22 protein-coding genes are annotated in these 22,774 nt (G+C 42.6%); 14 read left to right on the top strand and 8 right to left on the bottom strand.

The window, feature by feature from the left end:
- The first annotated feature begins 111 nt into the window (after positions 1-111).
- Positions 112-1,791: an AMP-binding protein gene (locus ACX1N5_RS06975; protein ID WP_458801247.1), complete on the top strand. Its 1,680-nt coding sequence runs from the start codon at positions 112-114 to the stop codon at positions 1,789-1,791.
- Between the two features lie 37 nt (positions 1,792-1,828).
- On the opposite strand, the gene ACX1N5_RS06970 is transcribed toward ACX1N5_RS06975, so the two are convergent.
- The gene (locus tag ACX1N5_RS06970) at positions 1,829-2,215 is read right to left on the bottom strand and encodes a hypothetical protein (RefSeq protein ID WP_131382025.1); all 387 of its coding nucleotides are present in this window, start codon (positions 2,213-2,215) and stop codon (positions 1,829-1,831) included.
- Between the two features lie 108 nt (positions 2,216-2,323).
- Here ACX1N5_RS06970 and ACX1N5_RS06965 point away from each other — a divergent pair, with 108 nt between their 5' ends.
- Together ACX1N5_RS06965 and ppa are read left to right on the top strand one after the other, a co-directional pair.
- Complete coding sequence (locus ACX1N5_RS06965; protein ID WP_004749953.1) at positions 2,324-2,722, top strand: MAPEG family protein; 399 nt, start codon at positions 2,324-2,326, stop codon at positions 2,720-2,722.
- A gap of 114 nt (positions 2,723-2,836) precedes the next feature.
- Complete coding sequence (ppa, locus tag ACX1N5_RS06960; protein WP_004902608.1) at positions 2,837-3,364, top strand: inorganic diphosphatase; 528 nt, start codon at positions 2,837-2,839, stop codon at positions 3,362-3,364.
- Between the two features lie 98 nt (positions 3,365-3,462).
- Here the strand turns inward: ppa and ACX1N5_RS06955 are convergent, their stop codons facing one another.
- Positions 3,463-4,749, bottom strand: a complete 1,287-nt coding sequence (locus ACX1N5_RS06955) for an OprD family outer membrane porin (protein WP_458801249.1) — start codon at positions 4,747-4,749, stop codon at positions 3,463-3,465.
- A 498-nt stretch (positions 4,750-5,247) separates the two neighbouring features.
- On the opposite strand from ACX1N5_RS06955, the gene ACX1N5_RS06950 reads away from it, so the two are divergent.
- On the top strand, positions 5,248-6,027 hold the full coding sequence (locus ACX1N5_RS06950; protein ID WP_458801251.1) for a TorF family putative porin: 780 nt from the start codon (positions 5,248-5,250) through the stop codon (positions 6,025-6,027).
- Between the two features lie 60 nt (positions 6,028-6,087).
- On the opposite strand, the gene ACX1N5_RS06945 is transcribed toward ACX1N5_RS06950, so the two are convergent.
- Together ACX1N5_RS06945 and ACX1N5_RS06940 are read right to left on the bottom strand one after the other, a co-directional pair.
- Positions 6,088-7,578 carry a YifB family Mg chelatase-like AAA ATPase gene (locus ACX1N5_RS06945; protein WP_458801253.1) on the bottom strand — a complete coding sequence of 497 codons (1,491 nt, stop codon included), beginning with the start codon at positions 7,576-7,578 and terminating at the stop codon, positions 6,088-6,090.
- A 68-nt stretch (positions 7,579-7,646) separates the two neighbouring features.
- Positions 7,647-7,874, bottom strand: a complete 228-nt coding sequence (locus ACX1N5_RS06940) for an accessory factor UbiK family protein (RefSeq protein ID WP_004749948.1) — start codon at positions 7,872-7,874, stop codon at positions 7,647-7,649.
- A 243-nt stretch (positions 7,875-8,117) separates the two neighbouring features.
- Between ACX1N5_RS06940 and glnK the strand changes: the two genes are divergently transcribed.
- The 6 genes from glnK (at position 8,118) to ACX1N5_RS06910 (ending at position 13,570) form a co-directional block, all read left to right on the top strand.
- Entirely contained in the window at positions 8,118-8,456 is a 339-nt protein-coding gene (gene glnK, locus ACX1N5_RS06935) for a P-II family nitrogen regulator (RefSeq protein WP_004749947.1), read from the top strand.
- Positions 8,457-8,522: 66 nt separating this feature from the next.
- Complete coding sequence (locus ACX1N5_RS06930) at positions 8,523-9,926, top strand: ammonium transporter (RefSeq protein WP_458801255.1); 1,404 nt, start codon at positions 8,523-8,525, stop codon at positions 9,924-9,926.
- Positions 9,927-10,049: 123 nt separating this feature from the next.
- Entirely contained in the window at positions 10,050-10,508 is a 459-nt protein-coding gene (nrdR, locus tag ACX1N5_RS06925) for a transcriptional regulator NrdR (protein WP_004749945.1), read from the top strand.
- Between the two features lie 6 nt (positions 10,509-10,514).
- On the top strand, positions 10,515-11,594 hold the full coding sequence (gene ribD / locus ACX1N5_RS06920; RefSeq protein WP_458801327.1) for a bifunctional diaminohydroxyphosphoribosylaminopyrimidine deaminase/5-amino-6-(5-phosphoribosylamino)uracil reductase RibD: 1,080 nt from the start codon (positions 10,515-10,517) through the stop codon (positions 11,592-11,594).
- A gap of 2 nt (positions 11,595-11,596) precedes the next feature.
- Positions 11,597-12,889 carry a DNA adenine methylase gene (locus tag ACX1N5_RS06915; RefSeq protein WP_004749941.1) on the top strand — a complete coding sequence of 431 codons (1,293 nt, stop codon included), beginning with the start codon at positions 11,597-11,599 and terminating at the stop codon, positions 12,887-12,889.
- A gap of 21 nt (positions 12,890-12,910) precedes the next feature.
- Entirely contained in the window at positions 12,911-13,570 is a 660-nt protein-coding gene (locus tag ACX1N5_RS06910; RefSeq protein WP_004749940.1) for a riboflavin synthase, read from the top strand.
- Between the two features lie 28 nt (positions 13,571-13,598).
- On the opposite strand, the gene ACX1N5_RS06905 is transcribed toward ACX1N5_RS06910, so the two are convergent.
- The 3 genes from ACX1N5_RS06905 to ACX1N5_RS06895 are packed head-to-tail and all read right to left on the bottom strand — an operon-like array spanning position 13,599 to position 16,086.
- Positions 13,599-14,219, bottom strand: coding sequence for a hypothetical protein (locus tag ACX1N5_RS06905; RefSeq protein ID WP_458801258.1), 621 nt, complete (start codon positions 14,217-14,219; stop codon positions 13,599-13,601).
- Positions 14,220-14,252: 33 nt separating this feature from the next.
- A complete protein-coding gene (locus tag ACX1N5_RS06900) occupies positions 14,253-14,660 on the bottom strand; it encodes a DNA polymerase III subunit chi (RefSeq protein WP_458801260.1) in 408 nt (135 codons plus the stop codon).
- Positions 14,653-16,086: a leucyl aminopeptidase gene (locus ACX1N5_RS06895; RefSeq protein ID WP_458801262.1), complete on the bottom strand. Its 1,434-nt coding sequence runs from the start codon at positions 16,084-16,086 to the stop codon at positions 14,653-14,655. The genes ACX1N5_RS06900 and ACX1N5_RS06895 overlap by 8 nt, the downstream gene beginning before the upstream one ends.
- Before the next feature lie 156 nt (positions 16,087-16,242).
- Between ACX1N5_RS06895 and lptF the strand changes: the two genes are divergently transcribed.
- From lptF to ACX1N5_RS06875, 4 genes are all read left to right on the top strand, one after another.
- On the top strand, positions 16,243-17,334 hold the full coding sequence (lptF, locus tag ACX1N5_RS06890) for an LPS export ABC transporter permease LptF (protein ID WP_458801264.1): 1,092 nt from the start codon (positions 16,243-16,245) through the stop codon (positions 17,332-17,334).
- A gap of 10 nt (positions 17,335-17,344) precedes the next feature.
- Positions 17,345-18,418: an LPS export ABC transporter permease LptG gene (gene lptG / locus ACX1N5_RS06885; protein WP_458801266.1), complete on the top strand. Its 1,074-nt coding sequence runs from the start codon at positions 17,345-17,347 to the stop codon at positions 18,416-18,418.
- Positions 18,419-18,518: 100 nt separating this feature from the next.
- A complete protein-coding gene (gene gpmI, locus ACX1N5_RS06880) occupies positions 18,519-20,066 on the top strand; it encodes a 2,3-bisphosphoglycerate-independent phosphoglycerate mutase (protein ID WP_131382013.1) in 1,548 nt (515 codons plus the stop codon).
- Positions 20,067-20,080: 14 nt separating this feature from the next.
- The gene (locus ACX1N5_RS06875) at positions 20,081-21,274 is read left to right on the top strand and encodes a S41 family peptidase (RefSeq protein WP_458801268.1); all 1,194 of its coding nucleotides are present in this window, start codon (positions 20,081-20,083) and stop codon (positions 21,272-21,274) included.
- Between the two features lie 31 nt (positions 21,275-21,305).
- Here the strand turns inward: ACX1N5_RS06875 and ACX1N5_RS06870 are convergent, their stop codons facing one another.
- Complete coding sequence (locus ACX1N5_RS06870; RefSeq protein ID WP_458801270.1) at positions 21,306-22,760, bottom strand: sigma-54-dependent transcriptional regulator; 1,455 nt, start codon at positions 22,758-22,760, stop codon at positions 21,306-21,308.
- Positions 22,761-22,774 lie beyond the last annotated feature (14 nt).

Raw genomic sequence — 22,774 nt, 5'->3', positions numbered from 1 at the left:
TATATATGTTATTGTGGAAACAAAAGCGCGTTGGGCATAAGAAACTCAACAACCAGCTACATAGTATACAACGCGATCAGATCGGATTATAGATTGGAGATTAAAGGCATTATGGAAAAAATTTGGATTAATGAATACAAAAAAACAGGTATTCCCGAAATAGTCGAGCTGCCATCCGAAAATACTTCCTTAATTGATATTTTTGAACGCAATTTTCAAAAATATGCTTCTCGAGATGCTTTTATTTTCATGGATAAAACCATTTCTTATGCTGACGTTGATCGTGAAAGTAAGAAATTTGCCTGTTATTTGCAAAGTTTAGGTTTAGCAAAAGGCTCACGCGTTGCAGTGATGATGCCAAACGTATTTCAATATCCGATTGTCAGTTTGGGGATTTTTCGGGCGGGTTTGATTCTGGTCAATGTTAACCCGCTTTATACTGCACGCGAACTTGAACATCAGCTCAATGATGCAGGTGCAGAAGTTTTAGTGATTATTGAAAACTTTGCTTCGGTATATCAAAAAATCATTGGGCATACGCCTGTTAAACATGTGGTGGTTGCATCGGTTGGCGACATGTTGGGTTTTGTGAAAGGCAATCTGGTTAATTTTGTCTTGCGTAAAGTACGTAAACAGATTCCTGACTGGGATATTCCTGGGCATATCCGTTTTAATACTGCACTGCATAAAATCAGCCCGAGCCAATATAAACGCCCAATTGTCACCATGAGTGATACCGCAGTGTTGCAATATACAGGCGGAACTACAGGCGTATCCAAAGGTGCGGAATTGACGCATCGCAACCTGATTGCCAATATGCTGCAATGTGACACCATGTTCCAAAGCAAATTTGGTAAAGACTCGCAGGAAATCGAGCGCTTGGTATGTGCTTTGCCGCTGTATCATATTTTTGCATTTACGGTATGCGAGCTGTACGGTATGTATAAAGGTTTCAGTAACTTACTGATTCCTAACCCTCGTGATTTAACCGCATTGACCAAAGAACTTGCTAAATTCAAGCCAACGATTTTCCCTGCAGTCAATACCTTATTTAATGCTTTGGTCAATAATGAGGGTTTCCGTCAGCTAGATCACAGCCAAATGAAGTTGGCACTTGGCGGAGGCATGGCTGTTTTGCCATCGACTGCCGCGGCATGGAAAGAGCTGACAGGTATTATTATCCATGAAGGTTATGGCTTGTCAGAAACCTCACCAGTTGCAACATTTAACCCGCCAGCTTCCTCTGAATTTAGTGGCTCGATTGGAATTCCATTGCCTGCAACTGAAGTTGCCATGTTAGATGACGATGGTAAAGAAGTGGCGTTGGGTGAGCAGGGTGAAATCTCGATTCGTGGCCCTCAGGTCATGAAAGGCTACTGGAACCGCCCAGATGAAACAGAAAAAACCATGACTGCAGATGGCTTTTTCCGTACAGGCGATATTGGGGTCATGAATGATCGTGGTTTTATTAAAATCGTTGATCGTAAAAAAGACATGATTTTGGTATCGGGTTTTAATGTTTATCCTGCCGAAATTGAAGAAGTCGTTGCGAAGCATCCAAAAGTTCTGGAAGTTGCAGCCATTGGTGTGCCTGATGAAAAATCGGGAGAAGTGCCAAAACTTTTTGTGGTGAAAAAAGACCCAAGCCTGACCACAGAAGAACTGTTGGCTTATGCAAAAGATAATTTGACAGGCTATAAACGTCCACGTTATGTGGAATTTATGGATGAATTGCCAAAATCCAATGTCGGTAAAATCTTGCGTAAGGATTTACGTAATAAAACCAAATAAGTTTTGAGTTTGACAAAATAAGACCGAAATTTCGGTCTTATTTTTTTGGTTGTTGCATCAGTTTGTCTAAATAAGGGCGTGCGATATAGATAATAATCAGAAAAGGTAACATTCCAACCAATTGTAAACGTAATGGTTTAAGTTGTAATGTTGCAAAAGTGAGGTAGTTGTCGATCAAGCTATATACAATACACAGAATCAGCCATAACCAGATTGACCAGCGTTTAATGCCAACAGCATAAAATGCAACGGTTAACATGATGAATGTGCCAAGAGTTGACTGCCATGTCATATTGGCGCAAATGGTGGTAATCAGTAAGGCTGAGATTGGTAATACAATTTTTAAGATACGATCGACGCGCTTTTGAGCAAGCATTTGTTGTGACAGGGCATCTAACAAAGTTTGTTGATCTTGATCGATCATTCGGGTATCCACATTTGCATAATAGAAAGCCCTATATTTAACAAAAAAAATCACAGAAAAGCCATGTTATGATGAGTGCCTGTCTAATTTCAATAAGAGAAAACATTCATGCAAAGCATAAGCGGGATTATTTATCTGATTTTGACTGCATGTTTATTGCCTTATGTATTTACCTTTATCGCTAAAATAGCAGGTGGATATAAATTAAAAGATAATCAAAATCCACGTGAATTTTTGGCGAAAACCACAGGTCTAGCCGCCAGAGCTAATGCAGTGCAACAAAATAGTTTTGAAAGTTTACCGTTATTTTTAGCATCTGTGCTGATGGCTGAGTATATGGTCATGAATCAGAGCATGATTATGACGCTCGGTATTGCTTATATTGTGCTGCGTGTTTTGTATGGTATTTGCTACTTGGTAAACTGGGCAACGCTACGTTCAATCATTTGGGCATTTTCGATGGCATGCCCGATTTTATTGTTGGTATTTACCTTGCGCCTGCTTTAAGGCATCTGAATATTTTTCCAATCAAATCATGTGCCATGTATAATTGGGCACATGGTAAAACTTGAGTCTCTCAACTCAATTTTTTCAATTTGTTTCCATTTAAAGAGTATTGTCATGAGCTACAACAATATCCCTGCGGGTAAAGATGCACCAAATGATATCTATGTGATCATTGAAATTCCTGCGAATGCTGCACCAATTAAGTACGAAATCGATAAAGATTCAGATGCATTATTTGTAGACCGTTTCATGGGTACAGCAATGTTCTACCCTGCAAACTATGGTTATGTGCCAAATACCTTGTCTGAAGATGGTGATCCATTAGACGTGTTGGTTGTGACTCCACATCCAATCGCTGCGGGTTCTGTGATTCGTTGCCGCCCTGTTGGTAAATTGAACATGGAAGATGACGGTGGTATCGATGCGAAATTGGTTGCTGTACCACATGACAAATTGACTCCATTGTACAAAGATGTACAGGAATACACAGATTTGCCAAAATTATTGATCAGCCAAATTGAACATTTCTTCGCACACTACAAAGATTTAGAACCTGGCAAATGGGTGAAAATCTCTGGTTGGGAAGGTGCTGATGTTGCAAAAGCTGAAGTTGTTAAAGCAATTGAAGCTGCTAAAAAATAAGTAATTTTTTGCTCATGCTTGTGAGCAGAATTTATTTATATAAAAAAACCTACACTGCAAAGTGTAGGTTTTTTTTCATTCGTATTAATCAGTCATGATTAAAAGAATTTAATAGGGATATCTAGGAAGATACGTGTTTCGTTGGTATCAGGCATGTAGTAGTCGTTTGCATAAGCTTGGCTATTACGATAAATAGATTCACGTAGACGCAAGTTTACACCTTTTGCAAAACCAGATTGAACGGTGTATTTAAGCTGGTTGAAGAATTCGCTTTCTTTCGCATTTTGCGTTGTTTTGGTGTTGATATCCCAACCATAGACATACGCAGTTGTAAATGATAAGCCAGGAACACCGAAAGCACCTAAATCAACATTATATTGAACTTGTGCAGACTTTTCACCACGACCGTTAAAGTCTGAAAGGTAAGAGTTTGGCAGATAAATACTTTGGAAACCATCCGCATTTTCGTTATAAGCATAACCTGAGTTACCTGTGCTTTGTTGGTAAGCAAGCATTACACTATGAGGGCCATGATTATAAGTTGTTGAGAACGCCCAAATATTGTTTGAACGGTCTGAAGGATCAACACCTGGTTTTGCTGAAGATACAGATGCACCTTTATCCCACTCGGTGTGATAACCACTCAAGTCATATGTTAATGAACTTTTATCGCTTAGCGGTTGTTTAAAGTTCAAATCAGCATAATGGCGTGTAAGCGCATCTTTGCTGTCTAAACCGTAGTAAGACGCATTGAATTTGTCATTAAATTTATATTTTGTGCCCCAAACATAAGCACGTTTTAAATGATTTTGATCTGTAGCAATCTGGTCAGACATTTGATCTTTGGTAAATTCACCAGCGATCACTTCTAAATTTTTGATTTCATGGCTTGTGATCAATGTTCCTGTAAAGTATTCAGGAACCATACGTATGGTATTACTTGCAAGTACAGGAATATCAAGAACTTGTGTACCATAAGTTAAAGTTGTATTTGAAGCACGCACTTTGACATAACCGCCACCACGAGTCCATTGGTCATATGGATCATTGCGATTATCATTTTTCCAAGGGATCATTTGGTTGCCAGAGTGCTTATTGTCACCGAGTTTGAATGAGAAATCACCAATGACACCGACAGCAACGCCGACAGTACCTTGAGTGAAGCCAGATTCAGCATTCAACATAACAGATTGAACGGTAGAGCGAGTGTCTACACCTGGTTCAACATTTTTTTTATCACGGTCGATAAAACCTGTACGTAATAAAACTGATGCGGTTGCATCTTCAACAAAGCCTTTAGATTCGCTTTGTTCACTTGCAAACGCGGGAGAGAGTAAAGTAGCCTGAATTAAAACTGCTAAGGTTAGCTTCTGTGCTTTTAGCATTGGTTGCCCCTAAAAATAAAATAAAACCCGTAACGCTGTTTGATACAGAAAGTTACAAAGTGGGCTTTAATCTATAATAAAAAGATTACAACTATCAATATTATTTCATGATTTTTTCACGAAAATTTCATATGGTTTTAATATATCTGTATTTTTAAATTTAAAAGTTGATGATGGGATAGATCATTTATACTTTTTTTGAATATAAATGAGATTTATTTTCATCTTAAAATGACCTTTATAATAATTTTTTAAATAAAACATAATATATTATATGTATTTTCGGTTGCTTGGCTTCAGCGAATATTTTTTGAAGCATATGCACTTTTTTTATACAAATAAATTGCTGAAATGAACTAAAAGTGATCAATTTTCTAAAAATTATGAGACGAATAATCATTTGCTGGCAAGGAAAGTTGGCATAACTATTGCTAATACTAGGTGGGTTGCAAGAAATAACCAAAACATCGAATTCACGGTTTGGGGAGAAATCACAAAATGAAGAAACTACTCACAACAGCATTATTTGCATCGACATTGTCAACAGGAGCAATGGCTGCGGAAGACAATACATTGGCACAATATGGATTAACATTTAGTGGCAATGTTGCATTAACTTCAGACTATCGTTTCCGTGGTATCAGTCAAACTTTAAATGATCCTGCGATTCAGGGATCATTTACACTTGCACATTCAAGTGGGCTTTATGTTTCTGCCTTTGCTTCAAATGTCGACTTTGATGGTGGGAATGTTCCACATTTAGAGCTTGACCCATCGATTGGTTTTACAACCACCTTGCCATTGTCCAATAAAATTAAGCCAACGCTGGATGTCGGGGTTGTGGAATATAACTATCCAAGCCATAGCAAAGATTGGGACTGGACAGAATTTTACGCCAAGTTAACATTTGCAAGCTTAATTACCAATGGTGATAGTCTATTTACCAATGTGAACTACACCAATGACTGGGGTGGCTATACAGGCAGTAATTCTTGGAATGTCAATGCGAGCTACTCATTCCCAATCGCCAAAGGTTTTGGTGGCGTCGTGGGTGCTGGCTATACCAAAGCGGATAAAGACATCTTTGGTTATGGTGATAAAAAACATGACAACTTTACGGACTGGAAGGCTGGCATCACCTATAGCTTTAAATCAGTATCTGGTTTAACTGCCGAGCTGGATGCGATTGGTAATAATTACAATACCAGTGGTTTGCCAAATGCTGTTAAACGCGAAACCGATACAGGTGCGGTTTTTAGTTTGACTAAAACCTTCTAAAAATAGCAGGTCTACTCAAAAAACCGCATGTAAAACATGCGGTTTTTTTATGTCGAAAAATTAGCCTTGAAATGGGCTACGATAAGATAATGCTTCGGAAAGATGAGCTGTGGAAATAGACTCACTTTGTGCCAGATCAGCAATACTGCGCGCAACTCGCAGTACCCGATGATAGGCTCGAGCAGAAAGGTTGAGGCGTTGTTGTGCAAGCGCCAGCATTTTTTGAGAGTCACTAGACAGCACAGCATATTGTTCAAGTTGCTGAGGGGATAACTGCTGATTACTAAACCCTTGGCGGGAGAGCTGAAATTTATAAGCCGCTAAGACCCGAGCACGAACTGTTGTAGAAGTTTCACTTGGGAGCTGGGTTTGTAGATCTTGCGCCGAGAGTGGCGGCACATCAATATGTAAATCAATACGATCCAGCAATGGCCCTGAAATTCGGTTTTGATAGCGTTTAATCGCTTCAACAGAACATTGGCAACGACTGTCCTGATTAAAAGCATAACCACAAGGGCAGGGATTCATGGCTGCAACCAGTTGAAACTGTGCGGGGAACGTCATCTGCCGAGCCGCTCGTGAAATCACAATTTCCTGACTTTCTAAGGGTTGGCGTAGAACTTCTAAAACCTTACGATCAAATTCTGGCAGTTCATCTAAAAATAATACCCCTAAATGGGCAAGCGTAATTTCACCTGGTTTAGGCTGTGAGCCTCCGCCAACCAGAGCAATTGCTGACGCTGTATGATGTGGCGCACGAAAGGGGCGTTGTCCGAATTGATAAGATTGATTGGCAGCCGAATAAATACTGGCAACGGTGAGGCTATCTTCTTGATCGAGTGCGGGAAGAATACCAGGGAGTCGTGATGCCAGTAAGGTTTTACCTGTGCCAGGCGGGCCACGAAATAAAATAGAATGTCCGCCTGCAGCCGCAATTTCTAAGGCACGACGTGGTCGAAGTTGACCTTTAATATCTGCCAGATCCAGTAATTGTTGTGAGATGGTAAGGTTTTGCGAGGGATGCGTGACCTGAATCGGTTGCTGTTCTAAAAAATGCTGGCAAACTTGTTGAAGGGAGCTGGCTGCATAGACGTCAAGCTGCTGTAACTGGGCGGCCTCATTGGCATTGTCTGTTGGCAATAACAGTTTATGCTGGGCTTTCTGACAAGCCAACGCAATACTTAACGTACTTGAAACAGCACGTAATTGCCCATCCAGAGCCAGTTCACCGATCAATTCATAGTCTGTAATTTTCTGGTCAGGAATTTGCCCAGAAGCAATTAAAATTCCCAAAGCAATTGGCAGATCAAGCCGTGAACCATCTTTGGGTAAGTCGGCGGGCGCCAAATTAATGGTGAGGCGTTTGGTCGGGAACTGAAAACCACTATTAATGATGGCTGAACGGACTCGATCTTTACTTTCGCGTACCGCAGCTTCTGCCAAACCGACGATTGTTAAAGAAGGTAATCCTTGACTGACATGAACTTCAACTTCAATAAGGGGAGCATGGAGTCCCAATACTCCCCGCGTATAAATTTTGGCAAACGACATGTTATTTTAGTTCCGTTTTGGTGCTTATTATTTAGTCAAAATTCTATTTTTTTGCACAACTATGGTGCTTATTTTTGTGATTGTAGGCTGTTTTCAAGTTGTTTAATTTTTTCATCTAAAATTTCTAGGCGTTGATTTGCAATAAATAGTGCATTTTTTTGGCGCTGAATTTCCTCTTGAGAGACCAAATCCATACGACTGACAGCTTCATTGAGAAGCGCCCTTAAATTGTGCTCCAAGTCCTTTTTGGGTTGATCAATTTGCTCTAATATTGCCTCTAATAAGGTTTCGATCATTATAAGATCCTCATAAATGTGCAGAAAATGTTAAAAATCTGCAGTATTCTAGCATGATGTGTTTAGAGCATCATAAATTGAAAAAAACTTCTTTTTTTTCTGATCTATGCACGTAAAGCGTTAAAATAGGGTATAAAGTGGATTCATGTCGGATATTTCTGTATTCCCCTAACCGCAGGGATATTGGCATGAAAATTGAACATAAAACCTTACAGCTGAACAACAAGCCGAAGGAAAACAAACATGAAGCTCGTAACTGCAATTGTAAAACCATTCAAATTGGATGATGTGCGTGAAGCACTCTCTGAAATTGGTGTTCAAGGGATCACCGTAACCGAAGTTAAAGGTTTCGGTCGCCAAAAAGGTCATACGGAATTGTACCGTGGTGCTGAGTATGTCGTTGATTTCCTACCAAAAGTTAAAATTGAAATTGCCATTAGTGATGAAATGGTGGATTCAGTGATTGAATCCATTACGCGTGTCGCAAGCACTGGTAAAATTGGTGATGGTAAAATTTTTGTGACCAACCTTGAGCAAGTTATCCGTATTCGTACAGGCGAAACAGGTCCAGATGCTGTGTAAGTAATTTTGGCACGAAGTTTGCTCAGTAGAGTTTAGCTCGCAAAAGATTAAGGTTGGGGGATACACATGAAAAAAATAATCATGGCGCTTAGTTTATCTGGCGCATTATTCGGTGGTTCTGCTGCTTGGGCAGAAGAAGCAACGTCTTCTGCACCTAAACAAACAGTAGTTGCTGCATCGGACGCAGCAACAACCACGGCAGCATCTGCCGCCACAGCAACACCAGCATTAGCACCCGCAGCAACAACGCCTGCGCCAGCAGCCAAACCAAAATTGGATACTGGTGACACGGCATGGATTCTCATCTCTACCGCATTAGTCCTTCTGATGACCATTCCAGGATTGGCTTTATTTTATGGTGGTATGGTTCGTAAAAAGAACGTATTGGGAACCATGGCGCATAGCTTCATGGCAGCCGTGATTGTGAGTATTGTTTGGGTGGTGATTGGTTATACTCTGGCATTTGATACAGGCAATGCTTTTATTGGTGGTTTTAGTAAAACCATGCTGGCTGGTATTAACACGGATACTTTGCAGGGAACGATTCCTGAAATTCTTTTCGTTATCTTCCAAATGACTTTTGCAATTATTACAGTCGCGATTATTAGTGGTTCTGTAGCTGAGCGCATGAAGTTTGGCGCATTCGTGGCATTTATTACCATTTGGGTGATTGCAGTGTATGCACCAATTACTCACTGGGTTTGGGGTGGTGGCTGGTTAGGCACAGATGGTGCGCTTGACTTTGCTGGTGGTACAGTGGTGCATATTAACTCTGGTGTTGCAGGTCTGGTTGCTGCATACCTCTTGGGTAAACGTATTGGCCTTGGTAAAGAATCTATGGCACCACATAACCTTGTCTTGACGGTTATCGGCGCAAGCATGTTATGGGTGGGTTGGTTTGGTTTCAATGGTGGTTCGGCTTTGGGTGCAAACGGCGCCGCAGGTTATGCCGTGCTAACCACACAAGTTGCCGCAGCAGCAGCCGCTATTTCTTGGTTGTTTGTTGAAAAAATGATTCGTGGCAAAGGTTCTGTATTGGGCGTAGCCTCTGGTGCGGTTGCAGGCCTTGTTGTGATTACACCAGCAGCGGGTTATGTGACTGTAAGTGGTGCTTTAATCATGGGCTTGATCGGAGGCGTAGTATGCTTCTGGGGAACAACTGGTCTGAAACGCTTACTTAAAGTCGATGATTCACTCGATGCTTTTGGTTTACATGCCGTAGGTGGTATTGTGGGTGCAATCTTGACAGGCGTATTTGCTAGTTCATTCATCATGGGAAGCAAAGCGCCAACAGATATTGCACACCAAGTTTGGGTGCAAGTTGAAGGTGTACTTGCAACAATTGCCTACAGTGGTATTTTGACTTTCGTGATCTTGAAAGTGATCGATGTGGTCATTGGTCTACGTGCGAGCAATGACGATGAACGTATGGGTCTTGACCTTAGCCAACACGGCGAACGTATCGAATAAGCTCTCGCTTTTAGATTGAAAAAACAGCTCCAATCGGGGCTGTTTTTTATTTCAAACACAACATTTAGTATCTGGAAGATTTTTGATACACTAGAATTACCGTTTTGCTTGATTCATTGTGTAATGCATTGTCCGTTTTGTAATGTTGCCGATAGCAAAGTGATTGACTCACGTTTAGCTGCGGAAGGAAGTCAGATTCGTCGTCGTCGTGAATGTCCGGGTTGTGGCGAGCGGTTTACGACATTTGAAAGTTATGAAGTGGTTATGCCACGTGTGATTAAATCGAATGGTAAAAATGAACCATTTGATGAAGCTAAATTACGCCGCTCACTGATGCATGCTTTGCAGAAACGTCCCGTAACACAAGAACAAATAGAAACAGTACTCAGTGATATTCAAATTAAGATTCGTCGCTTAGGTGAGCGTGATGTCAGCTCACGTACCATTGGTGAAATTGTGATGCAGGCTTTGTTTGGTTTAGATCATGTTGCGTATGTGCGTTTCGCTTCGGTTTATCAGGATTTCCAGGATGTAGAAGCTTTTCGCCAACATATTGAACTGATGCAACAACGAGAACACTAACACATGATGTCGAATTATTCTCTTGATGAACGTTATATGCAGCAGGCAATTGGGCTTGCCAAGCAAGGTTGTTACAGTACCAAGCCAAATCCGAATGTGGGCTGTGTCATTGTTAAAGATGGTCAGGTCATTGGTCAAGGGTTTCACCCGCGTGCGGGGCAGCCTCATGCTGAAGTGTTTGCCTTGCGTCAGGCCGCCGAGCAGGCGCAGGGTGCAACCGCTTATGTCACGCTTGAGCCATGTGCGCATTATGGTCGGACACCGCCTTGTGCTGAAGCATTGGTCAAAGCGCAAGTTAAAAAAGTGGTCATTGCCTGTTTGGATCCAAATCCTCTGGTGGCAGGTAAAGGTATCGGGATTTTAAAAGCCGCAGGTATTGAGGTTGAATCAGGCATTTGTAACGCTGAAGCTGCTGCATTGAACAAAGGCTTTTTAAAGGCGATGGCAACTCAAATGCCGTATGTTCGCTTAAAAGTCGCAGCGAGCCTTGACGGTCGAACTGCAATGGCCTCGGGTGAGTCAAAATGGATTACTGGCAGCGCAGCGCGTCAAGATGTACAGCACTGGCGAGCTATTTCAAGTGCTGTGATTACGGGAATCGGGACAGTTCTAGCTGATGATTGCCAGCTTAATGTACGTGAACTCGCCGATGTCGATCTGAGTAGTGTTGTCCAGCCGAAACGTGTGGTGCTGGATCGTCAGGGGCATTTGCCACTCACAGCCAAGATCTTGCAACAACCTGAAACCCTAATGGTCATGGGGCCCTTTCGTCAGGAACTGGCAGATTTAGGGGTGATACAGATTGAAGTACAGCCTTTAGATCAATTGCTCAAGCAATTGGTACGCGATTATCAGATTTATGATGTATTGGTTGAAGCGGGCGCAACTTTGACTTCAGCATTTATTCAACAGCACTTGGTTGATGAATATATTCATTATATTGCACCAACTTTATTGGGGCATTCGGCTCGTGCTATGTTCCAAGCCGATTTGCAGAGTCTTAACCAGCAATATCGTTTGCATATTCAAGAAATTGCCCAAGTTGGGGATGATATCCGCCTTAACTTAACGCCATTGCAAGAGTGATTATGAGTTCAGAAACAACGCTTTATCATAAACGCCGTCATGCTGCCCGTACCACTGATGAATACTTGTTTCATCAGTTGGTGCCATATTTGGGTAATAAGCGTCGATTGCTGCATCTGATTTTAGAAGCGCTGGAAGAAACAGGAACACTGAATCACAAAAGCAAGCGTGCCCCTATTTTTGCTGACTTTTTTGCAGGCAGTGGTGTGGTATCCCGTTTGGCGCGTCAGAATGGTTATCGGGTGATTGCCAATGACTGGGAGCCGTATAGCCACGCTTTAAATCATGCGGTCTTGTCGTGTATTGATGCGCCAAAGTTTAAAGAGCTGGGCGGTTATCAGAAAGCGATTGATTATCTTAACCGCTTGCCACTGGCAAAAGGTTGGGTGACGCATAATCTTTGCCCGCGAAAAGATGAAGAATATGATCCTGCACGTGATCGTTTGTTTTTTAAGCGCCGTAATGGTATGCGGATTGATGCCATTCGCCAGCAAATTGCCACCTGGCAGGCAGAAGGCGCGATTGATGATGTTGAAATGAGCGCCTTGCTGGCACCGTTACTGTATTCTGCCAGTTTTGTCAGCAATACTAGTGGTGTATTCAAAAGCTTCCATCATGGTTGGGGCGGTAAAACCCAGACTGCGCTGGAGCGTATTGAGTCGTTATTGTGGTTAACGCCAAGCCGTTTTTGTGAAATCGGTGATGTCAAAAATCCGATAGCAGAAATGTGGTGTGTCGATGCTCAGCATTTGGCAAACCAAATGAGTGGTTTTGAGGTCGATGTTGCCTATTTGGATCCACCATACAATCAGCACGCGTATAGCAGTAACTATCATGTCTTGAATTCACTCACCTTGTGGGATCAGGCGGATTTACCTTCACCAGACACCAAAGGCTTTAAAAGCGGGATTGATCGTGCATGGCGTAAAGAGCGTCCAAGCCCCTATAATTCATCGAAACATGCCAAGGATGCCTATGAAACCTTGCTGTCAACGATCAATGCTCGCTACATCCTGACCAGTTATTCAACCGATGGCAATATTGCCGCCAAAGATTTGCTTAAAGCTAACTTGGAACGCGGGCGAGTGACCTTATTAACACAAGATGTGCCACGTTATCGCGTGAGCAAACAACGTCAGTCTGAGCGTGCGCGTGTACTGGAATTTATCGTGATTACTGATACCCATGCCAAGTCTGGGCCGCCATTGCGTCAGTTATTGGGACAACTTTATCATTGTGCTGAATTGGGTGGGGTAGATACCTTTGGTACCAGTACCCAGCTTGCATTGTGGTAAGCAAAATAAAGAGAATAGACTATGTTTACAGGAATTATTGAAAGCCTAGGTAAAGTGTCCAGCCTGCAAAATGTGGGTGGTGATGTACGGTTACGGATTCAGACCGATTTAGACATGTCGGATGTACATTTGGGCGATTCGATTGCGACCAATGGTATTTGCCTGACTGTGATTGAGTGGGGTGACAACTGGTATGCTGCGGATGTTTCTCGTGAAAGTCTCAACCGTACTACATTAGGGACATGGCAAGTTGGGCAAGCGGTCAATGTCGAGAAAGCCATGTTGCCAACGACCCGTTTTGGCGGGCATATTGTCAGTGGACATGTCGATGGCATTGGTGAAATTACTTTGGTACGTGAAGATGCCCGTTCTCTGTATTTTGAAGTGACAGCACCTGCCGAGCTTGCCAAGTATCTGGCTGAAAAAGGTTCGGTTACGGTCGATGGTATTAGCCTGACGATTAACCATTTACGTGGCAATATTTTAAGTCTGAATCTGATTCCACATACTGCGGAACGTACCAATATTGGCACATGGAAACAAGGCTCAAAAGTCAATCTCGAAGTAGATGTGCTGGCGCGTTATATCGAACGTTTATTGTTGGGTGATAAAGCTGCTGAACAAAAGACACAGTCCAACATTAGCATGTCATTTCTAGCTGAAAATGGCTTTCTAAAATAAAAAAATCTCGGCATTTGCCGAGATTTTTTTAAATATCTGAAGAAGGATGCTGTTCCAGCAAGTAGCGGATTTCTTCATCGGCGGCTTGCTGAATTTTTTGATTGAGGTGATTTACGCTTTGCTGAATCTGCTCAATTAAACTTTCAGCTTCAAGTTCTAACCGAATTTTTAAGTTATCTAGCGCATGCTGGATTTCAGGGCTAATTACACTGTTTCTGGTCGCTTCAAAACGTAGTTTTGGTGTCGTGGTATAACGTTCACTATATGCCAGACTTTCCTGACCAAGTTGTTGTTGCAATGCTTGTAATTGTTGAGTTTGCGCCTGTTGTTGCAAGCGTTCATCCAGTTGCAGGTCATCAATATACGCCTGTTGCTGGGCGCGCTTCTTTGCCAAAGATTGTTCCAAGGCATGTTGACGGCGAATACGTGCTTCCTCAAGGAGCTGTGCCTTGAGTTCGGCGTAGGCATTTTCGATGGTTTCATAGGACTGGAGCTGGGCTTGTTTATTTTTAGACAGCCAGTCTTCTAAACGCACATCGTTCGAAAATAATTCACAAATACGAGTCAGATCATCGATATAAGTTTGGCGAACAGCTTGTGGTGCATTGAGCCAACGCTTTTCAAAATCTGCTCCAACATCTAACGCCACATTTTACTCCTCAAAATAACACATTGGTTTATATTATAATTTAAAAGTACGTGGGCTTATGCCCCAATCGCGATACTGTCTAAACTTGTTGCGTCCTATTATTTTAGTCGATTCTTGATTTTCGACAATTTCAATAATGTGTTCAAACGTGTCTTGAGGTTCGAGTGCCTGCTGTTCAAAGTTAAAGACCAGCCAAGAACCCTGATCAGGCAGTTGTGCTGAAATACAGACACTGGCTTGCGGCTGATCAATGCCATGGGGAATAAAACTTTGCGGATCAAAAGTCCACAAAGCCTCATCGAGTAACTGTTGCTGCTCGGCTTGGCAGCAATACCACCAAATATGTACGGGCTGGCGCAACAGTTTGCGCGATAAACGGCAAGCACTGTCGACTTGCCGCTCTACGCTATTTTCAAACAAATAAAAACTGACTTTAGTCATGCTGAACACGGTTCGCAATAAATTGCATGAGTAATGGTACAGGACGACCTGTTGCGCCTTTATTGCTACCAGACAGCCACGCAGTCCCTGCAACATCCAGATGTGCCCAGAGGTAGTCACGGGTAAAGCGTTGCAAGAAGCATGCCGCTGTAATCGCACCGCCGTGTGGCCCGCCAATATTGGCAATATCTGCAAATGGTGAATCGAGTAGTTCTTGATAATCATCTAACACAGGCATGCGCCAGACGCGGTCAAAGCTTTGTTCACCTGCCTGAGTCAACTCTTGCGCCAAAGCGTCATCTGGCGAGAACAAGCCACTAAGCACTTTACCTAAAGCCACCACACAGGCACCTGTTAAAGTCGCAATATCAATCACGACTGCAGGGTTGAAACGCTGGATATACGTTAAGGTATCGCAAAGAACCAATCGACCTTCCGCATCGGTATTGAGAATTTCCACGGTTTGCCCACTCATGGTGGTGACAATATCCCCTGGGCGTGTCGCATGGTCAGATGGCATGTTTTCTGCTGCGGCAACCGCACCCACCACATGAATCGGCAGTTTAGCTTCACACAAAGCACGCATGGTTCCCAAAACTGATGCTGCACCACACATGTCAAATTTCATTTCATCCATACCTAAGCCAGGTTTGAGTGAAATGCCGCCAGTATCAAAAGTCACGCCTTTACCAACCAAGACAATCGGAGCTTGCTCTAATTCGGCTTTGTATTCGAGCGTGATCACCCGACCTGCACGTGCTGAACCTTTGCTGACAGCCAAGAAAGCATGCATGCCCAAATCGGCGATTTGCTGTTCATCGAGTACAGTCACTTTCAGCAGTTCAGGATATTCTGCTGCCAATGCGAGTGCTTGCTCGGCAAGGTATTCAGGGAAACAGATATTGCCTGGACGATTGCCCAGATCACGTGCCAGATCTTGTCCAGCATTAATCGCTTGCAGTAACTGAAGCTGTTCTGCATTGAGCGGTGATTTTTCTGTAATAAAATGAACTTCTTCTAAAATAAATTCATTTTTCTTGGATTTGAATTCATCGAAGGCATAATTGGCTTGGGTCAAGCTCATCACAAACAGTGTATGTAGCTGTTCAGGTAACGCGGATAGGTCAATATCAATGCGACTATATTTTTTTTGTGATTCTTTAATAATGCTTTGTGCTAACTTGCCGAGTTGTGCTGCCTGAATTTGTGCTGCATTACCTAGACCAAGCAAGCTACAAAATGGATAATGATCGTGCTGTGTAATTAAGGTTACACTTTCATTCAAGCTTGCTTTAAATTGTGTGGTCGCAATCAGTTGCTGGTAATTTTTAATATGCTGTGCTGTTGGATGTTGGATTTGTTCAGCATCCACCAAGACAAACAGGGCAGAGCCAGTGTCTTGAGTGTGTTTTAAAGACAGTTTCATATGGTTTTAGATGCCTATTGATGTTTGCGGAATTTAAACGATTGCAACATTACACTGGATCAGGTTGCAATGTGCAATACAAGTATGGGTTTTTTCTGCTGGCTATTGGGTTAAACTATTCATCAGTCATGTTTTCATTTTTAACGGAAGCTTCCTTTGATTATTCGACGTTATCTTGTTAAGCAGGTTATGGAGACTTCTTTGGTCGTCATCGCCTTACTCACATTAATCATGATGGGCGGTCGCTTAATCAAATATTTTGGTATTGCTGCTCAAGGTCGTATAGATGCCAATATCTTATTTAGCATTATTGGCTATCGATTACCTGAATTTTTAACCCTGATTATGCCATTGGGCTTTTTTATTGGCTTGATGCTGGTGTTTGGGCGTTTGTATATTGATCATGAGATGGCCGTGCTAAATGCCAGCGGCGTGAGTCGCAACCAATTGGCACGTTTGCTTGCACCGCTTACGATTGTTTTTCTGATCGTGCAGCTTGTCATGATGGTGTGGGTGTCGCCGTGGGGACTACGTAAATTTGAACAGCTGTCGAGCACACAGGCTGTACGTACAGGCTTTGATCTGGTGCGCCCCAAAGAATTTGTTTCTTCTGGTGCTTATACGATTTATGCCAGTGATCTGTCAGAAGACCGTAAAAATTTGCGCGATATTGTGTTTTATCAACGTGCAACCAAAGAAGGTAAACCTGATGTGGTCATTTTGGCGCGTGAAGCAACTCGCGTAGAGATTCCCAATGACACGGCCAGTGTGGTGGATTTGATTGACGGTCGCCGTTATGAAATTTATCCAGGACAGCCACGTTATACGCAGGCTGAATTTAAAAGTTATCGTTTAAGAATTGAAAATAATAAAGAAGCCGATATTTCGGGTGATAAAGCAGAGTCGATGCGTTTAGAACAGCTTTGGGCGAAACGTCAAAACCCTGTTGTACAAAGTGAACTCGGTTGGCGTTTGTGTGTGCCATTTGCAATTGTTGTGGCATTACTGCTGGCAACGGCATTGTCTGAAGTGAACCCACGTCAGGGACGTTACTATCGTTTATTGCCTGCTATTTTGATTTTTGCCAGTTTGATTGTGGCATTGATGGCAGTCAAAACCCGTATTACCAAAGATCAGTTAAGTATTTGGGCGTATCCCGCTGTGATATTTGGATATGCTTTAGTCACGATATTATTTTTGCGCAAACCGAACCTTGCGCCGAAGTTAAAACTTAAATTGAGCAAGTGAGGTTAAGCTAATGTTCGCACGTCGTCTAGTCGCTAAGCATGTGACGAAAACCTCCACTTTAGCCATGTTAGGGGCTACGGCTATACTGACCTTGTTACAGTTTCTGTTTACCTATTTGGCGGAGCTGAGTGAACTCAAAAGTGATTATAACGCTTGGCAGGCTGTTCAATATGTCTTTTGGAATACACCTTATTACCTGTATCAGATTTTACCAATTTCTGCACTGATTGGCTCAGTGATTGGTTTAGGTACACTGGCATCAAACAGTGAACTGATTGTGATGCGTTCTGTTGGGATTAGCTTATGGCGGATTGTGGGATGGGTGGTGCGTTCAGCCATGCTACTGGTCATTTTGGCATTTGCACTGAGTCAGTGGGCGATTCCCTATAGTAGCGAAAAAGCGGACAGTATCAAGAAACACCAATCAGTTGCGGCCTTAGGTGAAGTAAAAGGGTATTGGACACGTGAAGGGCAGCGTTTTATTTATATTAACTATGCCAATTCACAAGGTGTTTTACGCAATATTCAGGTTCTGGATTTTGATGCTAATTATCGCTTAAAAAGTGTGTTGAATGCTGAGCAGGGTCAATATAGCAGCAGTACCAGACAATGGGATTTGAAGCAAAGCCAGCAAATGCAGGTTCAGCCAAATGGCGATGCAAATTTAATTGAATCGGCGCAGTTACCACTGTCTTTGGCGTTACAGCCTAAATATGTGCATATGGTGACGATTGACCCAGAAGAGTTAGCTCCAAGTCAGTTAGTTTCCTTTATAAATTATTTGTCAGTATATAGCCAAGTGCCAAAAACTTATCAGTTGGCATTCTGGAAAAAAGTCGCTATGCCATTTTCCTTGATTGCGCTGGTGGTGATTGCCTGTTCATTTATTTTTGGACCACTGCGCCAACAGTCGATGGGCTTTCGCTTGGTGATTGCCTTGTTTATTGGTCTCGGCTTTTATTATATGCAGGACTTTTTGGGTTATGCGAGTCTGGTTTATTCGCCGTCGCCTGCATGGTTTGTATTTGTTCCGATTATCCTGATCTTTATCGCAGGTGGATACTTACTCAATCGCGCCAAATAATATTGATGTGAGAAGGATCATCAATTTTTAGTCGATGGAGAATTGCTTAAAAATTAGGTAAAATGCGCGCACGCAATTGACAACTGAAAGAGAGTTCAAAATGACGGATGCGAAGGCAGCTAAGATTCCTCATGTCTTGGTGATTATGGATGGTGTGGGGCATCGTGAAGCGATTCAAGACAATGCTTTCTTGGCAGCAAAAACACCTAATTTGACTGCAATGCAAGCCAAGCATCCGCATAGCTTAATTTCAGGTTCTGGCGAAGATGTCGGTTTACCAGATGGGCAAATGGGTAACTCTGAAGTTGGACATATGAACTTGGGTGCAGGTCGTGTGTTGTATCAGGACTTTACCCGTATCACCAAAGATATCCGTACTGGGGCATTCTTTGAGCATGAAGTTTTGGTCGATGCTGTTGAGAAAGCCAAAGCAACAGGCGGTGCAGTCCACATCATGGGACTTTTGTCAGAAGGTGGCGTGCATTCTCATGAAGACCATATCGTGGCGATGTGTGAGCTGGCGCTAAAACGCGGTGCAAAAGTTTATCTACATGCATTTTTAGATGGTCGTGATACGCCACCACGCAGTGCTGAACCCTCTTTACAAAAACTCGATGCAGTCTTTGCCCAATACCCAAATCAAGGTCGTATTGCGACAATGATTGGTCGTTACTTCGCTATGGATCGCGACAATCGCTGGGATCGTGTTGAACAGGCGTATCGTTTACTGACCGAAGGTGAAGCAGTCCGTGTGGTTGCGACAGCAACTGAAGGCTTGGCACAAGCTTATGCTGCCGAAGAAAGCGATGAGTTTGTTAAAGCAACCCGAGTGGGCGATGTGGCTGCCATTCAAGATGGCGACAGCATCGTATTCATGAACTTCCGTGCTGACCGTGCGCGAGAGTTGACCCGTGCATTTGTTGAAAAAGACTTCACAGGATTCCAACGGAAAGTTGTGCCACAACTGGCAAAATACGTAATGCTGACCCGTTACCAAGCCAGCATTGATGCACCCGTTGCCTATATGCCTGAAGCCTTGCACAATTCAATTGGCGAATACTTATCCAACTTGGGCAAAACCCAGCTACGTATTGCGGAAACTGAAAAATACGCCCATGTAACATTCTTCTTCAGTGGTGGTCGTGAAGATGAATACCCTGGTGAAAAGCGTATCTTGATTCCATCGCCAAATGTTGCAACCTATGACCTTAAACCAGAAATGAGCGCTTATGAAGTGACTGATGAGCTGGTGAAAGCGATTAATTCAGGTGAATATGACTTGTTGGTTGTGAACTATGCCAATGGTGATATGGTTGGGCATACAGGTATTTTTAACGCTGCAGTGAAAGCTGTTGAAGCTGTAGATACCTGCTTAGGTCGTGTTTATGATGCGGTCATGGCAAATCATGGACACATGCTGATTACTGCCGATCATGGGAATGTTGAGCAAATGCAAGACTACGAAAGTGGTCAGGTGCATACCCAACATACCACTGAGCTTGTACCATTTATCTACGTTGGTCCAACTCAAGCAGTGATTGCTGAAGGTGGTGTTTTGGCAGATGTTGCGCCGACATTATTGCATTTAATGAATATTCCTGTTCCGATGGAAATGCAAGGTCGCAATTTAATTACATTACAGGCATAAAAAAAGGTGAATGGATGATTCAAAAAATCAGGCAGGTATTTTTAGCGACCAGTTTAACACTCTGCTATTTGAATCATCCTGTTTATGCCGCAAATTCAGCTTCATCAGAAGCTGATGCCAGTCTTGACTATGACACTGATGGCTCAGAATCCTCTTCTACTGAGGAGATTCCTGTAGATTCGATTCAGAAATTTGTGCAGATTTACAGTATTGTCAAAGATAACTACGTCACTGAAAAATCAGATGATGCGCTATTTGAACAAGCCATCAAGGGTTTGGTAGGTGGGTTAGATCGCTATTCTCGCTACTTGTCTCCTGAAGATTATCGCCAATTAATGCAATATACTGAGGGCGATGTTGCTTCTGTTGACTTTGATTTAATTTTTGATAAATTGCGCCGTCAGTGGCTGATTCAAGGGCTGAAAGAGAGTTCAGATTCAGTCAAACTTGGACTGCATAATGGTATGACAGTCTATAAAATTGATAATCAGGAATTAAAAGACCTTAACCATGAGCAAGTTCGTAACTTGTTATATGGTTCAATCGGGACAGTTCTAACGGTGCAGACAGCGCCTGTTGGGCAGCCTGTCACGATTGTTCGTAATAAAAAAGTAGATGTTGCAGTGTCATCGACACTTTTACACAATCAGGTTTTGGTGATTAAAGTTCCTGTATTTCAACAGGAAACTGCGAGCGAAATCAAAAATATTATCGAGCAATACCCGTCCAGCCGTTTAAAAGCGATTTTAATTGACCTCAGAAATAACCCCGGTGGATTACTGTCTGCTGCGGTTGAAACGGCTGACCTGTTTTTAAATAATGGCATTATTGTCACGACCAAAAGCCGTTCAGAAGGTGATCAGACCTTTCAGGCACTCCCTGGTAATAAATTTAGCAATATTAAATTGGGGCTGTTGATTAATGGTCGCTCGGCATCAGCCGCAGAAGTTTTTAGCGCGGCTTTAAAGGATCATGGACGTGCTTGGGTGATTGGTGAGAAAAGCTATGGAAAAGGGGTTGTACAAAAGCTATTCCCATTGCCAAGTGGCGCAGCATTACAAATGACGGTTTCTCATTACTATACGCCGAAAGGCAGTATGATTGATGGGCAGGGTATTCAGCCCAACCAGCTTTATGCATTGCCAATCGATATGCGTGATGATTTGTATATCGAGAATGTCGCCGAGATTTTACTCAAGCATCGTTAACAGACCACGATAATAAAAATAAAGACAGCATTTAGCTGTCTTCATCGCCTTCGATATCTAGCCCAAATTTTTTCAGGCGATAGCGTAATGAACGAAATGACATTTGTAGCTTTTTGGCTGCCATCGTGCGGTTCCAGTGAGTCATTTCTAAAGCATTCAGTAAAATATTTTTTTCAATATTTTCCAAATAGGCTTCTAAGCCCTCTTCAGGTAATTTGAAACGCTGACGCGGAGTAAGGATTTCACTCTGAAGAGCAATAGGTTTTACTTCGGGTTCAGGAACTTTGACTGGTGCTGGGTTGCTCGTTTGTGAGCTTAACCTCGACTCAGAATGATATCGGATATGTTGAATATCAATCACAGTGGAATCGCTGAGTGTTAATGCCCGTTCAATAATATTGCGTAGCTCACGGACATTACCTGAAAATGTCTGTTCAAGTAAAAATTGTTGAGCTGTAAGCGTAAGCTGTTTATTTGGAATTTGCCATTCTTGACAGATTTTCTGAATAAAATAATGGGCAAGTTCTAAAATATCTTGTCCGCGCTCCCGCAAAGGTGGCAGACGAATGTCCATCACATGTAAGCGGAAAAATAAGTCTTGGCGGAACTTTCCTTGTTGAATCAGCGCTTCCAAATTTTGGTGGGTTGCACTGATAATGCGAAAATCTACAGCAATTTCGACATCGCTACCAATGGGGCGAATCTTCTTTTCCTGAACAGCGCGTAACAGTTTGACCTGCATGTTCATGGGTAACTCGGCAATCTCATCGAGAAATAGACTGCCACCATGTGCAGCCTGAATCAGTCCCTGCTTGTCTTGGGTTGCATTGGTAAAGCTGCCTTTTTTATGTCCAAACAGTTCACTTTCCATCAGCTCAACAGGAATTGCACCGCAGTTAATCGGGACAAAGGGGCCATTCTTGCGGTTGCTCAGAGAATGAATCAGGTTAGCTACGACTTCTTTCCCTGTGCCTGATTCACCTGTAATAAATACAGGCGCCTGAGTTTTTGAGATTTTGCGAATGGTATGTTTGAGCTGTTGAATCACTTCAGAGCTGCCAATTAACATACGCTCTTCAATAGCAGAGGAGGCTGTTAAGTGACTATTGTCTTCATTTGGAATAATTGCTTTTTCTAAGAGTTGTTGTAAATCTTCAGAGCGGACAGGTTTGCTCACGAAGTCAAAAGCGCCTGCTTTGAGTGCTGCAATTGCAATTTCCATATTGCCATACGCCGTAATCACCGCAATCGGTGTATTGGGATAATATTCAGTGACATGTCGTACCAGTTGGATACCATCACCATCTGGAAGGTTTAAATCGGTTAAGCAGGCATCAAAACGTTGAGCCTTTAGCTGTTGTTTGGCTTGTGTAATGTTATAGGCTACTTCGGCTTGAATCCCGATACGCTTTAGACTCATCTGCATGAGCATGCATAAATCTTTTTCATCATCGACCAGAAGCACGCGGGGTTGCTGGGTTGTCATAATGCTCCAATGAC

It is taken from the genome of Acinetobacter sp. ANC 4636, from assembly GCF_054454555.1.
This window is presented reverse-complemented; position numbering and strand designations above follow the sequence as displayed.

Excerpts from the sequence above, each read along its gene's own strand:
- ACX1N5_RS06975 (WP_458801247.1), top strand. The coding sequence starts at position 112 with ATGGAAAAAATTTGGATTAATGAATACAAAAAAACAGGTATTCCCGAA.
- ACX1N5_RS06970 (WP_131382025.1), bottom strand. The coding sequence starts at position 2,215 with ATGATCGATCAAGATCAACAAACTTTGTTAGATGCCCTGTCACAACAA.
- ACX1N5_RS06965 (WP_004749953.1), top strand. The coding sequence starts at position 2,324 with ATGCAAAGCATAAGCGGGATTATTTATCTGATTTTGACTGCATGTTTA.
- ppa (WP_004902608.1), top strand. The coding sequence starts at position 2,837 with ATGAGCTACAACAATATCCCTGCGGGTAAAGATGCACCAAATGATATC.
- ACX1N5_RS06955 (WP_458801249.1), bottom strand. The coding sequence starts at position 4,749 with ATGCTAAAAGCACAGAAGCTAACCTTAGCAGTTTTAATTCAGGCTACT.
- ACX1N5_RS06950 (WP_458801251.1), top strand. The coding sequence starts at position 5,248 with ATGAAGAAACTACTCACAACAGCATTATTTGCATCGACATTGTCAACA.
- ACX1N5_RS06945 (WP_458801253.1), bottom strand. The coding sequence starts at position 7,578 with ATGTCGTTTGCCAAAATTTATACGCGGGGAGTATTGGGACTCCATGCT.
- ACX1N5_RS06940 (WP_004749948.1), bottom strand. The coding sequence starts at position 7,874 with ATGATCGAAACCTTATTAGAGGCAATATTAGAGCAAATTGATCAACCC.
- glnK (WP_004749947.1), top strand. The coding sequence starts at position 8,118 with ATGAAGCTCGTAACTGCAATTGTAAAACCATTCAAATTGGATGATGTG.
- ACX1N5_RS06930 (WP_458801255.1), top strand. The coding sequence starts at position 8,523 with ATGAAAAAAATAATCATGGCGCTTAGTTTATCTGGCGCATTATTCGGT.
- nrdR (WP_004749945.1), top strand. The coding sequence starts at position 10,050 with ATGCATTGTCCGTTTTGTAATGTTGCCGATAGCAAAGTGATTGACTCA.
- ribD (WP_458801327.1), top strand. The coding sequence starts at position 10,515 with ATGTCGAATTATTCTCTTGATGAACGTTATATGCAGCAGGCAATTGGG.
- ACX1N5_RS06915 (WP_004749941.1), top strand. The coding sequence starts at position 11,597 with ATGAGTTCAGAAACAACGCTTTATCATAAACGCCGTCATGCTGCCCGT.
- ACX1N5_RS06910 (WP_004749940.1), top strand. The coding sequence starts at position 12,911 with ATGTTTACAGGAATTATTGAAAGCCTAGGTAAAGTGTCCAGCCTGCAA.
- ACX1N5_RS06900 (WP_458801260.1), bottom strand. The coding sequence starts at position 14,660 with ATGACTAAAGTCAGTTTTTATTTGTTTGAAAATAGCGTAGAGCGGCAA.
- ACX1N5_RS06895 (WP_458801262.1), bottom strand. The coding sequence starts at position 16,086 with ATGAAACTGTCTTTAAAACACACTCAAGACACTGGCTCTGCCCTGTTT.
- lptG (WP_458801266.1), top strand. The coding sequence starts at position 17,345 with ATGTTCGCACGTCGTCTAGTCGCTAAGCATGTGACGAAAACCTCCACT.
- gpmI (WP_131382013.1), top strand. The coding sequence starts at position 18,519 with ATGACGGATGCGAAGGCAGCTAAGATTCCTCATGTCTTGGTGATTATG.
- ACX1N5_RS06875 (WP_458801268.1), top strand. The coding sequence starts at position 20,081 with ATGATTCAAAAAATCAGGCAGGTATTTTTAGCGACCAGTTTAACACTC.
- ACX1N5_RS06870 (WP_458801270.1), bottom strand. The coding sequence starts at position 22,760 with ATGACAACCCAGCAACCCCGCGTGCTTCTGGTCGATGATGAAAAAGAT.